Here is a 14,681-nt window from a genome sequence, read left to right on the forward strand (position 1 = left end):
ACCTTGAGCACGCTATAAATTCTCCGCTTTTACCATACCGTATCACAAGTAATGAGCCGCATTCCGGGCACTCAATATCTGTTTCGATGCCCTGAGCCTTGAGGGATCTCATTTCCTTCTTAGCTCGAATCAAACTTTCCTTGAAAGGACCATAAAAACCCTTTAGTAGATCTAAATATGTAGCCTCACCTGTCTCGACTTTATCGAGCCCTTCCTCCATCTCTGCGGTAAAGTCTATCTCAAAGACCTTTGGGAAATGCTTTACTAGAAGGTCCGTAACAATCATGCCCAATTCTGTTGGCACAAAATGGCGCTTCTCCATGCGCACATAATCCCTTTGCCGTATATTTGAGAGGATAGTTGCGTAGGTACTCGGTCTTCCTATACCCTTTTCTTCAAGGGCCTTTATAAGACTTGCTTCAGTATAACGGGGTGGAGGCTGAGTAAAATGTTGTTTGGGTTCAAGCTCCAATAGCTCGAGAATCTCTCCCTCTCTAAGCACAGGTAGCTGCTCTTCTGTACTCTGGTCTTCAGCCTCCTCTTTATAAAGGACTGTGAAACCTGGGAACTTCATTACAGTACCAGATGCCCTCAAAATATAATCTCCACCTGAAATTTTGATCTGTGTCTGGTCAAAGACGGCAGGGGCCATCTGAGAGGCCATAAATCGTTTCCATATGAGTTCATAGAGTTTTAACTCATCTTCTGTCAAATAGCCCTTCACAGCCTCAGGGCTACGCTCCACAGACGTTGGGCGAATGGCCTCATGGGCATCCTGAGCAAGCTTTCCCTTTTTGAATTTCCTCGCTCCCTGTACTACGAAATCCTTACCAAATTTGTGCTCAAGGTATGCCTTTGCTGAATTCACTGCCTCTTCAGATACCCGTGTCGAGTCCGTCCTCATATACGTAATAAGTCCAACTGGACCTTCTTCTCCTATATCCACACCTTCGTAGAGCCTCTGTGCAATTTGCATGGTCTTTTTCGCAGGAAACTTAAGGCGTCTGGACGCTTCTTGTTGAAGTGTACTGGTAATAAAGGGAGGAGGTGAATTTTTCTTAATCTCTTTCTTTTTTACCTTTTCAACCTTAAAGGTTGCCCCCTTGAGATCACTGAGTACCTTTTGGCAGGCGGTCTCATCTTTAATCTTTAACTTCTCGCCCTTGTATTCAACTACGCGCCCTTGAACGACCTTCGAGGCATCAGAGGCCTTCAGATTTGCAGTTACGGTCCAATACTCTTCTGGAGTAAAGGCCCTAATCTCCTTTTCCCTTTCGCATATCAGCCTTAAAGCTACGGACTGTACCCTTCCTGCAGACAGACCGCTCTTTACCTTTTGCCATAGGAGCGGAGAGACCTCATAGCCTACGAGTCTGTCCAGGACTCGTCTGGCCTTCTGGCTCTCATACTTTTTGTCATCTAGCTCTACAGGACTCGCCATTGCCTCTTTAATGCCCTTGGCTGTCAACTCCTTAAATAACACCCTGTGAAAACTCCTCTTTTCTCCCCTTGCCTTTTTCAGCTCCTCTGCAATATGCCAGGCAATAGCCTCTCCTTCCCTGTCTGGGTCTGGGGCCAGATAAATATCGGTGACCTTGGAGGCAGCTTGTTTTAATTCCTTGAGAATCTTCCCTTTTCCCCTGATTATTTCGTACTTTGGGGCAAAGCCGTTATCTATGTCTACGCCTAGTTCCTTTTTGGGAAGGTCCTTTATATGCCCCACCGATGCCTTTACCTCATAATCCTTCCCAAGATAACGTGATAAGGTCTTAGCCTTTGTGGGAGATTCAACTATGACGAGTCCTCTTTTCATGGATTTAGCTTCTCTCCTATCTGAAAATATTTTCCCGGCAGAGCCACAACAAAGCCATCAAGTTCAAGCTCAAGCAATATGGAGCCCAAGGGGCCAGGCCCTATACCAGTCTTTTGACAAATCTCATCAATGTGAATAGGATATGGCCCTATACAGTCTAAAACTCTTTGTTTTTGTATATCATCAAGATGGACCTTTATTTCACTCTTATTTTCAACACTATGTTTATCTAAACCCAAAGCCTCTAATACATCTTCGGCAGTCTCCACAAGAGTTGCACCCTGTTTTATCAACCAATGAGTACCCCGACTCACATTGGAACGTACACTACCTGGCACTGCCATGACCTCACGTCCCTGTTCAAGAGCAAGAGAAGCAGTTATTAGAGAGCCAGAACGAAGTCCTGCCTCAACAACCACTACCCCAAGAGATATCCCACTTATTATACGATTTCTCTGGGGGAAATTCTTGGGTTCTGGAGGAGTTCCAGGCAAAAACTCTGTTATAACTGCCCCATTTTTTACTATATCCTGCATAAGGCGCCTATTTCTCAGGGGATATGGAACGTCTATACCAGAGCCTAGGACCGCTACGGTCTTGCCCCCGGCCTCTATGGCTCCTCTATGGGCAAAGGTATCAATCCCCATCGCCATTCCAGAAACAACAGTCACTCCGCTTTGGGCAAGTCCCCTTGCAATCTTCTGTGCCGCCTCTTGTCCATATCTAGTGGCCCTCCTTGAACCAACTATGGCAACGTTGGGCCCATTAAGAACTCGTTTTTCCCCAATGCCAAACAACAGCACAGGGGGATTGTAGATCTCAGCAAGAAGATGAGGATATTCTCCTTCACCTTTGGCAAGGGTCCATGCCTTTACCTTTTCAAGGGCCTTTTCACACTCTAAAAGTCTTTCCCGATCTGGTCCTTTGATTAAGGCCTCTCTAGTGGAACTGTTAAGCCATGAAATAGCCTCCAACTCTGAGCTCCTGGCACTCAGAACCCTCTCAGCCCCTTTAAAATGGGCCATAAGCCGTCCAATAGTCACAGGCCCCATCCCTCTTATTGTCATTAAGGCCAATATGAATCTCTTAGATTCTTCCATAACAAATTTTGAGGGGTACTCCACCTATTTATTAGATGTCAAGAGATTTTTAGGGTCCTTTTAATGTGGGGAAGAGATCCTGTAACCCCTTTGCCATAAATTCTACTGCTATACTTGCAAGAATAAGCCCCATGAGCCTTACAATAATGTTAATGCCTGTAGCCCCCAACCTCGCAGAGATAGGCTCTGAGAGCCTTAGAGCAATCCAAATGCTTAACCCCACCACGGCTATTATGACACATAAAATCAACTTTTGATGAAGTCCTGGGAGCTGATGTGCATAAAGTATCACAGAACTTATGGCACCAGGGCCTGCTAGAAATGGAATGGCCAGGGGGACAACAGCGACGGATTCCTTTTGAACCGCCTCTTTTGCCTCTTCTGGGCTGTGTTTTGCATGACTTATACGTGCATGCATCATGGAAATGGCCATTAATAGAATTAATATGCCACCCCCAACCCTGAACGAAGCTATACTAATACCAAAGAAGGAAAGTATAGGCTCACCTAAGAAGGTCGACACCAACAACACCAAAAACGTGGTGAATGCAGTAATCTTTGCTATCTTTTTCCTGGAATCTGCTTTTTCGTCGACAGTGAGACTGACGAATACAGGGATGGCCCCGATTGGATTTACAATAGAGATAAGACCAGCAAAAACTTTGAAGTAGTCTACATAAGGCTCCATTTTTAAATTATAGTGACCAACTCCATCTCCCCCAATAGTAAATCAAAAAATTTCTCATTTATTCACTCACTGGATGCAACCTGGTTTCGCCCGGCCTTTTTTGCATAATACAGTGCCTTATCCGCCCTATCCACTACCTCATTATATGAACTATCAGATTCTTTCCAAGAAGACACACCAAAAGATGATGTAATCCTAATCTCTATACTTGGATCATCTTTTCTTCTCAGGATGTGTCTTTCAATCGTCTCTCTAATCCTTTCTGCTGCAATACAGGCGCCTTCAAGAGACGTATCCCTCAACAGGATCAAAAACTCCTCTCCTCCGTATCTATAAAGCGCATCTACATCCCTTATCTGACTCATTATCAACCTACTAAAACTTTTTAATACCTCGTCCCCAATCGCATGGCCGTAACTATCATTTATCTTCTTAAAGTGATCAATATCTGCCATTACAATGGAGAAAGGACGTTTGTATCTGCGACTCCTGGCAAATTCCAGTGGTAAGTCTTCCTCCATTGCACCGCGATTCAAGGCCCCTGTAAGGATATCGACCCTAGTCCTCTGTTTTAATTTATTAACCTGTTTTTCTCTCTCTCTTAACTGTTCTCTGGTCTTTTCGAGCTGAACGCTCATCTTCAGATTGGCCTTTAAAATTTCATCTAGGGCCACCTTTATGGTTTCAAGACTAGAGCCGTTTTTATCGAAGATTCTTCCCCTCCCTTCCTTTATTGCTGTTGTGTGAGAATCGAGATCTTTTCCAAAAGATTCAAGATCCCCATCGATCCTGTGCACCATCTTCTCAAGACTGTGCACCAAAATAGTGGCAACTTGACCTGCTGGGATGCGGGCCATCAACCTTTCCACCAGGTCATTGAGCCCAAGGGCCTGAGCCTGATTAAAGAATTCTTCTTCGTAAATTGGAGGGATAGGCGCTCTTCCTTGGCTGACTATATTTTTTAAGGCCTGCCTCGCCACCTCAGAGATGTCCTGATAGGAATAAAGGCAATCCTTTAATTCTAAAGGCCTACTTTTTGCCATAAATATTCTCCTTTATGAAAGGTTTCATTTGAACGTATCGAAAAAATAGACCTTGGACTTTAACATTGGGCCGAAATCCTGCAATTAATTAGTTTACAAAAGATGCAAACCAGAGGGGACGCAAACCTATCAATAACATGCATCATCCCTCCTACAACAAAAGAATTCTTAAAAATTGCCAATCCAGCTAGACGCCGAATGCGACAATTCACCACACTCGGCGTCCAGCAATTAGATCAAATTTTATCCCCCTTCAAAAATTGATTCAGGGTTACTTCGGCATTTTTAAGGGCACATAGTTCTCCGCACATTGAGCATCCCTTTGAGGTAAGAGACCTTCTGGATTCAAGGATTTTCTTAGCGTCTTCTGGGAAAAGCATCTTGTCGAACTGATCCTTCCATTTAAATTGACGCCTGGCCTTACTTATCTCCTTATCAGGGATGTCTGCTCTGCCTTTGAGCTTGACGCAATCACCAATGTGTGCTGCAAGACGAGCCACCTTAACCCCTATCTCTACATCCTTTTCATCAGGGAGAGCTAGGTGTTCTGCAGGGGTGATGTAACATATGAGATCTGCCCCATACATAGATGATTGGGCCGCTCCAATAGCTGCTGTTACGTGATCCCACCCTGCTCCAATATCGCAGGGAAGGGGACCAAGCATATAGTATGGAGCGTTATTAGACATCTTCTTTTGCAACACGATATTGGCCTCGATTTCATCCAGTGGCACATGCCCCGGCCCTTCAACCATGGCCTGACATCCTCGCTCCCTGGCACGTTCGGCTAATTCACAATTCAAAACCAGCTCTGCCATCTGGGCCCTATCAAGGGAATCGTGAATAGCACCGGCCCGAATACCATTTCCAAGACTTAACACCGTATCATATTTCTTTAATATATCGCAGACCCTTTCAAATTGCTCAAAAAGGGGATTTTCCCTGTTGTTTCTCATCATCCACTGGATCATTAAGGTGCCACCTTTTGAACAGAGACCACCGTACCTATACCCCTGGTGTTTCATACGTTCTATGGTAAAGAGATTGATCCCACAGTGGATGGCCATAAAGGCGATACCGTCTTCACACTGCCTTTCAATGAGATCAAAAAGGTATTCAGGGTCCATTTTAGAAGGGTCTTTATACTTCTTTATGGTCTCACAAAAGGCCTGGTACAATGGGACGTTTCCAACAGGGATACTGACCTCGTTCAAAACAGCATTTCGAATTTCATCAAGATCCCCTGCAGCAGAAAGCTCCATCAAGGTGTCAGCCCCAGTCTTCTCTGCTACGCGTGCCTTGCGCTTTTCATGCTCTAAATCACAAATATCAGTTGAAGTACCTATGGACGCGTTGATCTTGGTACGAAGGCCTAACCCGATTCCAACTACACGTTCATCATTTCGTCTACCTTTAAGTATTACTATCTGACCTTCTTTTACGCGCTCCAAAACTACATCTGCTGAGATACCTTCCTGGCGGGCCACTTCCTCCATTTCAGGGGTTATGACTCCCTTTTCGGCCGCCTCTAGTTGATTGATCAATGGTCTTTTACCTCCTCATGATATAAACTTTAATAATCTTGTCTATTATAGAAGCTCCTCTAAACCTTGCAATAAAGGTGTAGTTAAATTAAATCTAAATTTACTATGAAAACATTACACGATTGGTTTAGACATATTGTACACAATGACGTAAAGGTAATGGCCATCGGGGGATCAGATCCTGGAGGTGGTGCAGGGATTCAACAAGACATCCGCACTGTCACTGTTCTGGGAGGATACGGTTCAGGCATACCCACAGCCCTTACGGTCCAAAATAGCCTTGGAGTGGAGGACGTAAGCCCTGTTGACAGTCTCTATCTGGAACGACAGTTGGAAAATTGCCTATCAGATATTCAATTCGATGCGATCAAGATCGGGATGATTCTAACCAAAGAAAATGTAGAGGCAATCTCAAAAGTTTTAACTCGATATGCCCAGGGCATACCCGTGGTCCTTGATCCAGTCCTAAGCTCCAAAAACGAAAAAGCCCTACTTAAAGAAGAGGCTTTAAAGGTTTTCTTTGATAAAATCTTACCTGTGGTTACAGTTATAACCCCCAACATTCCCGAGGCAAAGAGGCTTCTTGGCGACGAAGATGACCAGACAATAGACCAAGAAGAACTAGGTAAGCGACTCTTCAAGCTAATTGATGGACTAACTCAAAGAGATATAGCCGTAATAATCAAAGGTGGACACGGAACAGAGGGAGAAAAGGTCAAAGATGTCTTGGTAGACAGAGACGGGAAAGTGGCAATCTACGGTCAAAGAATCGCTACTACTCACTCTCATGGAACTGGTTGTGCCTATGCCTCCAGTCTTGCCACCTTCCTAGGCGCCCACGTATCCCTTAGAGATGCAATGAGACTTGCCAGGGAATTTATAGAGATTTCTCTCAGGGAGAGTTCAAGTCTTGGGGCAGGCATTGGCCCTGTCAATACCCTAACAATACTCAAGCGAGCCTATGAAAGAGAAATCGTAATTGGGGCCTTAAAAGATGCATGTTCAAGGCTAGAGTCCCATCCCAAAGCCGGTTTGCTTTGCCCTGAAATTCAGATAAATCTTGGCTATGCCCTATCAGCTGCATCCCAAAAACACGACATAGCTGCATTTCCTGGGAGAATCGTGAGAATCGGGACACAGCTTACGCGGGTTAGAGAGCCAGAGTTTGGGGCCTCATCTCATGTTGCCAATATTATCTTGACTGCAATGAGATTCGATCCATCTATTAGATCTGCAATGGACATCAAGATGTCTGACCAGTTCCTTGAAAAGGCCAATAGGGTTGGCCTTAAGGTTGCCTTTTTTTCAAGAAAGGATGAGCCCAAAAATATTAAAGAAATAGAGGGATCAAGCCTATCGTGGGGTGTAAAAACAGCAATAGAGGCCAATCAAGGCCTAGTACCCGATCTTATTTGGGATGATGGTGATATTGGAAAAGAACCTGCTATTAGGGTGCTGGGCAAAGATCCACTCGACGTAGTAAAAAAGGCTCTGTCCCTTATTGAAGGATAGCTATGGTGGGAACCAATATTACCAGAGAAAAAATTGTTGAGACTGTTTCAAACCTTGTAATCAAAGCGGCGAAGATCTTGCCTGCAGGCGTTATCCATGCCCTTAAAAAGGCCAAAACAGAAGAGGAATCTCAGACAGCGAAAAAGGTCTTGGAAATCTTGATAAAAAATGCCGAGCTAGCTGAAAAAAACTCGCTCCCAATCTGTCAAGATACGGGAATAGACTGCGTATTCGTAGATTTAGGGCGAGAACTTACCCTAGAATTTGACCTTGAAGAGGCCATCCAGGAAGGCATTCGCCAGGGAACCAAAAAAGGTTTTTTAAGGGCATCGGTTGCCGATCCGCTGAAAAGAAAAAATACAGGTGACAACACCCCTGGGATTATTCACCTCAACCTTGTCAGTGGAAGACAACTTGTGATCAAGGTCCTTCCCAAGGGATGCGGCAGTGAAAACATGAGCGCCCTTTATATGCTCCCTCCATCAGCAGGGGTTGACGGTATTATAGAAAAAGTTGTGAACAGAGTGTTTGAAGCTGGCGCCAATCCGTGCCCCCCCGGAATCATAGGCATTGGTATAGGTGGAACAATGGAGATGGCTGCCCTCCTATCCAAAAAGGCCCTTTTGAGGCCCATTGGAGAACATAGCAAAAGTGATGATGTGAGGGAGCTTGAAAAGAAGATACTCCATAAAATCAATGACCTTGGAATTGGTCCACTAGGCCTTGGAGGTAAGACCACAGCCCTGTGGGTTTCTATAGAGGTCTATCCGTGTCATATAGCAAGCCTTCCTGTGGCAATAAATTATCAATGTCATGCTGCACGGTGTGCAACTGCCACTCTAGTTGATGGTGAAATGGAGGTAGCCTTTTGATAACACTTAATCCCCCTCTCAAAAAGGATAGTTTAAAAGGGCTCAAGGCAGGTGAGTGGGTCTCGATAACAGGTGTCTTGTATACAGCCAGAGACCAAACGCACAGAAGGATTGTTGAACTCATGGAGAAGGGAGAAACCCTTCCCATAGACCTCACTGGGGCGATTCTCTACTATGTTGGCCCCACTCCTACTCCTCCAGACCGAATTTGTGGTGCAGTTGGTCCAACTACCAGTTATCGGATGGATGCCTATACCCCAAAGATACTTGAACTTGGAGTTTTGGCCCTAATGGGCAAGGGCAAACGCTCACCACTTACCAAGGAGGCCCTAAAACAGCACGGAGCCATATACCTCGCCACATTGGGAGGCGCCGGGGCATACTTGTCTGAAAAGGTGAAGGCCATGGAACTTGTGGCATTTGCTGACCTTGGTCCTGAGGCCCTCTATAAAATGGAAGTAGAGGATTTTCCCGCAATTGTTATAAATGACTTGGAGGGAAACGATTACTATGAGACTGTGTTGTCAGGGAAATAGCCAATAACCCCAGTCATTTCCTTATGAACTGGGGTTATTTCTTTAAAAAGTCCAGTCCTCTTTTATTATTTTCTACCTATTATTACTTACACCACATAGACAATCTGCCATTAAAAATTATCCAACTGACTCTGATTACCGCTGTTCAAACAATTTTGATTTTAACCTATGTTTACTTTTCCCAGGCATCCAAGGATTCAAACAGTAGCCTAAAAGAGCTACTATTCTGGTCTTTTACTTTTAGGATATTGTTTGTATTTAATGAACCAGTTCTGTCTGATGATCTTTATCGATACATATGGGACGGCTATATCAGCCATCTTGGGTTAAATCCCTATGGCTTTCCACCGGTTCACTTCTTAAACACCGCCCTACCAAATGAGGTGAGAGTACTTTTATTTAAAATTAACCACCCGGATCTCATTACAATCTATCCACCTGGAGCCCAATTGATCTTCTTTATTGGTACCATTTTTACAGAGAAGGTTTGGGGGATAAAACTCTTCTTGATCGCGCTTGACATTTTTCTCATCTACATACTTTCCCTTTCTTTTAAAAAAAATCTTTCTGTCGTTACACTATATGCCTGGAACCCCTTGCCAGTCTTAGAGATTGCGTATTCAGGCCACATTGATGGAGCTATGGGCCTTTTTCTTATCTTAGGGCTTCATCTTATTTGTAAAAAATATTTTTTTCTCTCTGGTCTATGTTTAGGCTCAGCAGTTTCCATTAAAATAATACCTGCAATCTTTTTTCCTGTGTTCTTACTAAAAGCTGAAAGATTCAGAGATAGGTATTGCTTTTGTCTAGGAACATTGTTGAGTCTGTTATTAACATTTGTCATCTACTTTAATGGTATTGAAAATATGTTCCATACCCTATGGATATACCTAACTCATTGGGAATTTTCAGGTTTTTTATACAACAAACTCAAACTTATATTCACAAACAGTGTGTCGAGACTGATTTTAGCCATTTTATTTTGCTTGGGATATATGATCACCCTCTTTGCAGTTCAAGATTTCAAGCAAAAACTCGCAATAATTTCACTTTTATTTCTTATTACTCAACCAACACTCTATCCATGGTATGCCTTATCTTTTTTAGCCTTATTGACCTTTGTCCCATGTTATTTGTGCCAATCATTCATATGGGCCCTTGGCCTTTCTTATTGTGTATTAATTCCATATAAGCTCGCAGGAATATGGATAGAAAATGATACCATCACTTCCCTCATCTTTTTTACTGCCTTCATAAGTCTCATTCACATGGCCCTTTCCATTGCCCCTAGTCGACAAAATTGACGACGAATCTATCAGTTGTCGAAATCATCAGATCACAAAAACTCTACAAGCATAGAGATAATATGCTGTTTTTATTGAATATTTTTTTCAAAACATTTCTGGCACAATAATTGATTTTACTTATTTACGAGTTGGCCAACTCAAAAAACTAAAAGGAGGCATTAAAATGAAGACTATTAAAAAGCTGGCATCAACCGCACTATTAATGTGTGCACTTATGGGCACTCCTGGAATTTCAATAGCAGGGCATGGTCTTGGACCAGGGAACGGAACAGGCCCTGTTGTTTCTATCTATGATGGCAGCCCAATTACCGTGTCAGGCGTTGTTACAAATGTTGGGACAATGGGACAGGGACTGAGCATTGACACAGGATCTGGGATTATCACCGTATATGGCATTGGTCCTATACGCTATTGGAATTCAATTGGCATTACAAGGCACACAGGTTGGGGAGACGGTTCAGATCAATGGATATGAAGTCACCTTTTCCGATGGAACTACGAAAATTATTGCCACAAGTATTGAGATCGACGGTAATGAAATTCAGCTTAGAGACCCAACAACTGGCTATCCTCTCTGGAGAGGAGGCATGGGAAGAGTCCGCTAGTTTTATGTAAGTTTTGATAACACTCAGCACAGCCCTAGACTACCTGAGTGGGGCTGTGCAAAAAAAAATGAAAGGAGCAAGGATTATGAAAGGAATCAAAATTGGTCTAATTCTAGGAAGCTTGATGATTGCTACTGGAGTGTATGCCGCAAGTGACTACAGCAACTATTCCATTGATGAACTAGCAAACATGAGGGGCACCCTTAAAAATGCCACTCAAGAGGAACGAAATGCCTTCAGAGCAGCATGGCAGGAGAAAATTCGTGCTTTAAGTCCTGAAGAACGCCAGGCCTACACACGAGGTGGACAAGGATCAGGCCCAGGTAGAAGAGGAAGTAGTTACAATGCCGGTGGTGGTAACCATTGGAATGGCTATCATGATTCAATGGCTGGTTCCCATGGACGTGGAAGGTGTGGACGCTAGATGACCATTTATACAGTCCCTTCACTCCATTTTAGAGTGAAGGGACCTTCTATTATTCCAAATTATGTACCAACTACCTAGTCTTCACCATAAGACACCTTCTTGCTGATTGAACGGACCACATCGCATTTACTACCATTGATACAATAGTACACCTTTACGTCTACTAGGGCCTCTTCAGTCTCTTTGGGAAGGGTGAAGAGGAAGCGCTCATCGCGCTTTTGTAATGGAGGAAGTGTTAAATCTGCCAATTCCTTGATTTGCCAGGCCCCATAGCGCATACGACCTTCAATATCCAGACCAATCTCAAAATACTCTTTCTTTTCCTGATGTAATACTTTACCAGTTTCAGGATCTTCAGCGATCACTTCCAGGACCACCTTGCCTGACCAAAGTCAGCCATCTGGCACGCGGTGGCCTGCCTTATTGAACAACGTGGCCTCTACGTTTACAGCTGGGACCCACTTACCTACCCCATATCTAAAACCAAGGATTTCAGCATGAAGCTTAAGACCTTCTTTCACGATACTTGAATCGTGTCCTCCAGGGAAACGATGTCCGCGACCTTTGGCATACATGTGGCATTCCTGACAGGTCTTGCGACCTCCCATGGAGATGTAGTTGTGGTAATAACTCTGTGAAAGGGTATTGCACATGATAGACTCTCCATCAGGGGCCACATAAATTCCATGACACTGAGCACAAAAGGCTGCTCTCTTGAGTGTAGGACTGTATTCCGTTGAGTGGGCATCAGACTCCACTTCCTGATTGGCTGTATATATAGTATCAGGATCAGGTTCACCAAACCAACTAGGAGCGGCCCTGTAGACAGCGATATTGTGACACCCATAACAAGTAATATTTAACTTTGAAAGCCTGTTCACTGCCTCTTTGAGTCGAGAATCATCTTTAATCTCCTTAGCCCTTTTAGCCTGTATCATGAGATTGGCAATTTCCTTAGTTAGACGTTCGGTGGCAAACTTAATCTGGGGAAGATGACAGTCGAGACACTTCATTATTTCGACTCTATCCAACTTTTTCTCCCATTCCTTTGGCACTCCTACAGTAAAAAAATTTGAAATCCCCTTGATGGAAGATACCATTGACCGTGCATGATAGGATTCCTGCCACTCCTCAAATATGTCTTCATGACATTCCATACATTTCTTGGAACTAAAGGTCTCGACAAATTCATCAAAATCGTCGATGAACTTTCCACTAGGCAATTTGAGTTCTTCCTCCGATCCATAGAGAGGAAAGGCCATAAAAAAGAAAAAAAGGCCCATGAAACATACCAACCTTCTCATACCAGCACCTCCTAAAAAGTCTTGTCGTTGCAAAGCATTGCTTGGCAACTTGACTACCACTATGTGGTAGTATATCTTATCGCTTATATTAGCGTTAATATATTGTCAACTATTTTTTTATTGCATTCAATTTTATTTTTTAATCAATTCAAACTTCATAATAACAATCTTTTTCATTAGGGATATAACTCATGAATAAGAAAGAATTTGTGAAAGCAAGGAAGATCCTTGGCAAAACCCAAAAACAAATGGCTGAACTCTTGGGGACCTCTTTAAAAACAGTGTCGAGCTATGAACAGGGCTGGAGATCAATACCTCCTTATATTGAGCGTCAGATCTATTTCCTCCTTTCCAGAAGGGCAGGTATCTGTGAGATTATGCGTCCTTGCTGGGAATTAAAAAAATGCCCTGATGAGATCAAAAACATCTGTCCAGCCTGGGAATTTAACGCTGGAAAGCTTTGTTGGTTCATAAATGGTACATTTTGTAAGTCTTGTTCAAAAAAAAGCTGGGAAGAGAAAATAAAACTATGCAAACAGTGTAGCGTTTTTACACCTATTGTAAAAATGATTGAATATAAACAAACTACTTAAAAATATTGAAAAACAGTCCCATTTAGCCACGGTAAGCACGGATCTTGCCACTCCATTACTCAATACCATAGCCAAATGGAACTGTCGTATGAAATGCTATTTCTTATCTTAGGATTGGCATTCGCATGGGATATTTTGATTTAATACTTTGACATTATTATTATTCCCCAGGGACTGAGGCCTTTAAAAAGGCCTCTATAAAACCATCTAAATTTCCATCAAGTACGTCTTTTACATTTCCCACCTCGTAATCCGTCCGATGATCCTTTATGAGTTGGTATGGCTGGAGCACATAGCTCCTTATCTGGCTTCCCCAGGCAATCTCTTTTTTCTCACTATGGAGCTTTTGTTTTTCTTCTTCACGCTTTTTTAATTCCCTCTCATATAGCCTTGCCTTTAATATCTTCATGGCTATAGCCCTATTTTTGTGCTGAGAACGCTCATTCTGGCACTGGACTACGATTCCCGTAGGTATGTGAGTGATCCTTACTGCAGAGCTGGTCTTATTGACGTGTTGTCCCCCAGCACCACTTGCTCTGTATGTGTCAATGCGGAGATCCTTCTCATTTATTTCAACATTAATAGTCTCATCCACCTCCGGGGCAACAAATACAGAGGCAAAGGATGTATGACGTCTCCCAGAGGCATCAAAAGGAGAAATACGCACAAGCCTGTGCACTCCGGCCTCTGCTTTCAAGTACCCGTATGCATAAGGTCCCTGTACGAGAAAAGTGGCTCCCTTTATGCCGGCTTCTTCCCCAGGCATAATGTCCAACATTTCCACTTCAAATCCCCTTCTCTCTGCCCAACGGAGATACATTCTGAGGAGCATGTCTGCCCAATCTTGAGCCTCTGTGCCCCCAGCACCAGCATGTATGGTGACCACCGCATTATTCTTGTCATGAGGACCTGACAGGAGTCTTTCGAGCTCTGCCTTGGCCACTTCCTTTTCGAGTTCTTCTCCAAGGCGTATGGCTTCTTTTAAGGTCTCGAGATCCTCCTCCTCTTCAGCCATATCGAGTAGTAGCTCAAGTTCCTCCAGTTTTTCTTTGAGATCCTCTACTCTCTCCTTTTTTTCCATCAACATAGAGCGTTCCTGTAGAATCTCCTTGGACTCTTTAGAGTCCCAAAAGTCTGGAGAGAGCATTGCCTTTTCAATCTCTTCCAAGCGAGCTGTCACTTTGAGGTCATCAAAGATACCCCCTTAGATTATCTATTCGTCCACTAATATTGCGGATTCGAGAACGAATTTCCTGGGCCTCCAAGGAGGCCTCTTTAAAAGTCTTTGCTTCCATGCTCAATCTCCTTAGAAGAATCGATATTACCAATAAATTTGG

14 protein-coding genes (1 of these 14 running past the window's edge) are annotated in these 14,681 nt (G+C 43.5%); 7 read left to right on the top strand and 7 right to left on the bottom strand.

What is annotated here, in order from left to right:
* The 5 genes from topA to thiC form a co-directional block, all read right to left on the bottom strand.
* Positions 1 to 1,813: the 5' portion of a type I DNA topoisomerase gene (topA, locus tag DBT_RS04695; RefSeq protein ID WP_067617012.1), read on the bottom strand. The gene continues 428 nt to the left of window position 1, outside the view; 1,813 of the gene's 2,241 nt are visible here — the first part of the coding sequence; it begins with the start codon at positions 1,811 to 1,813; its stop codon lies beyond the left edge, outside the window.
* The gene (gene dprA, locus DBT_RS04700; protein ID WP_067617015.1) at positions 1,810 to 2,913 is read right to left on the bottom strand and encodes a DNA-processing protein DprA; all 1,104 of its coding nucleotides are present in this window, start codon (positions 2,911 to 2,913) and stop codon (positions 1,810 to 1,812) included. The genes topA and dprA overlap by 4 nt, the downstream gene beginning before the upstream one ends.
* 49 nt (positions 2,914 to 2,962) lie before the next feature.
* Entirely contained in the window at positions 2,963 to 3,601 is a 639-nt protein-coding gene (locus DBT_RS04705) for a YchE family NAAT transporter (RefSeq protein ID WP_067617018.1), read from the bottom strand.
* A gap of 62 nt (positions 3,602 to 3,663) precedes the next feature.
* On the bottom strand, positions 3,664 to 4,644 hold the full coding sequence (locus DBT_RS04710) for a GGDEF domain-containing protein (protein WP_067617021.1): 981 nt from the start codon (positions 4,642 to 4,644) through the stop codon (positions 3,664 to 3,666).
* Between the two features lie 236 nt (positions 4,645 to 4,880).
* A complete protein-coding gene (gene thiC / locus DBT_RS04715; RefSeq protein ID WP_141674209.1) occupies positions 4,881 to 6,188 on the bottom strand; it encodes a phosphomethylpyrimidine synthase ThiC in 1,308 nt (435 codons plus the stop codon).
* A gap of 105 nt (positions 6,189 to 6,293) precedes the next feature.
* Here thiC and thiD point away from each other — a divergent pair, with 105 nt between their 5' ends.
* The 6 genes from thiD to DBT_RS04745 all read left to right on the top strand — a co-directional run bounded on the left by thiD (position 6,294) and on the right by DBT_RS04745 (position 11,444).
* The gene (gene thiD / locus DBT_RS04720) at positions 6,294 to 7,700 is read left to right on the top strand and encodes a bifunctional hydroxymethylpyrimidine kinase/phosphomethylpyrimidine kinase (RefSeq protein WP_067617024.1); all 1,407 of its coding nucleotides are present in this window, start codon (positions 6,294 to 6,296) and stop codon (positions 7,698 to 7,700) included.
* Between the two features lie 2 nt (positions 7,701 to 7,702).
* Positions 7,703 to 8,572 (top strand): fumarate hydratase, encoded by an 870-nt coding sequence (locus DBT_RS04725; protein WP_067617027.1) that lies wholly within the window; start codon positions 7,703 to 7,705, stop codon positions 8,570 to 8,572.
* On the top strand, positions 8,569 to 9,108 hold the full coding sequence (locus DBT_RS04730) for a FumA C-terminus/TtdB family hydratase beta subunit (protein WP_067617030.1): 540 nt from the start codon (positions 8,569 to 8,571) through the stop codon (positions 9,106 to 9,108). Before DBT_RS04725 ends, DBT_RS04730 begins: the two co-directional genes overlap by 4 nt.
* 23 nt (positions 9,109 to 9,131) lie before the next feature.
* The gene (locus tag DBT_RS04735) at positions 9,132 to 10,412 is read left to right on the top strand and encodes a glycosyltransferase family 87 protein (RefSeq protein ID WP_067617033.1); all 1,281 of its coding nucleotides are present in this window, start codon (positions 9,132 to 9,134) and stop codon (positions 10,410 to 10,412) included.
* Between the two features lie 166 nt (positions 10,413 to 10,578).
* Complete coding sequence (locus tag DBT_RS04740; protein WP_067617036.1) at positions 10,579 to 10,890, top strand: hypothetical protein; 312 nt, start codon at positions 10,579 to 10,581, stop codon at positions 10,888 to 10,890.
* Between the two features lie 215 nt (positions 10,891 to 11,105).
* Entirely contained in the window at positions 11,106 to 11,444 is a 339-nt protein-coding gene (locus DBT_RS04745; protein WP_141674210.1) for a hypothetical protein, read from the top strand.
* 77 nt (positions 11,445 to 11,521) lie between these two features.
* On the opposite strand, the gene extKL is transcribed toward DBT_RS04745, so the two are convergent.
* Positions 11,522 to 12,751, bottom strand: a complete 1,230-nt coding sequence (gene extKL, locus DBT_RS04755) for a multiheme c-type cytochrome (seleno)protein ExtKL (protein WP_350297501.1) — start codon at positions 12,749 to 12,751, stop codon at positions 11,522 to 11,524.
* A 191-nt stretch (positions 12,752 to 12,942) separates the two neighbouring features.
* Here extKL and DBT_RS04760 point away from each other — a divergent pair, with 191 nt between their 5' ends.
* Positions 12,943 to 13,344 (top strand): helix-turn-helix domain-containing protein, encoded by a 402-nt coding sequence (locus tag DBT_RS04760; RefSeq protein WP_067617048.1) that lies wholly within the window; start codon positions 12,943 to 12,945, stop codon positions 13,342 to 13,344.
* Between the two features lie 160 nt (positions 13,345 to 13,504).
* On the opposite strand, the gene prfB is transcribed toward DBT_RS04760, so the two are convergent.
* Positions 13,505 to 14,639, bottom strand: a protein-coding gene (gene prfB / locus DBT_RS04765; protein WP_244155311.1) for a peptide chain release factor 2 whose coding sequence is annotated in 2 segments (ribosomal slippage) — positions 13,505 to 14,548 and positions 14,550 to 14,639 — 1,134 coding nt in all. Because the reading frame shifts where the segments join, the coding sequence is not laid out codon by codon here.
* Positions 14,640 to 14,681: the final 42 nt, after the last annotated feature.

This window comes from Dissulfuribacter thermophilus (genome assembly GCF_001687335.1).
Classification (GTDB): domain Bacteria; phylum Desulfobacterota; class Dissulfuribacteria; order Dissulfuribacterales; family Dissulfuribacteraceae; genus Dissulfuribacter; species Dissulfuribacter thermophilus.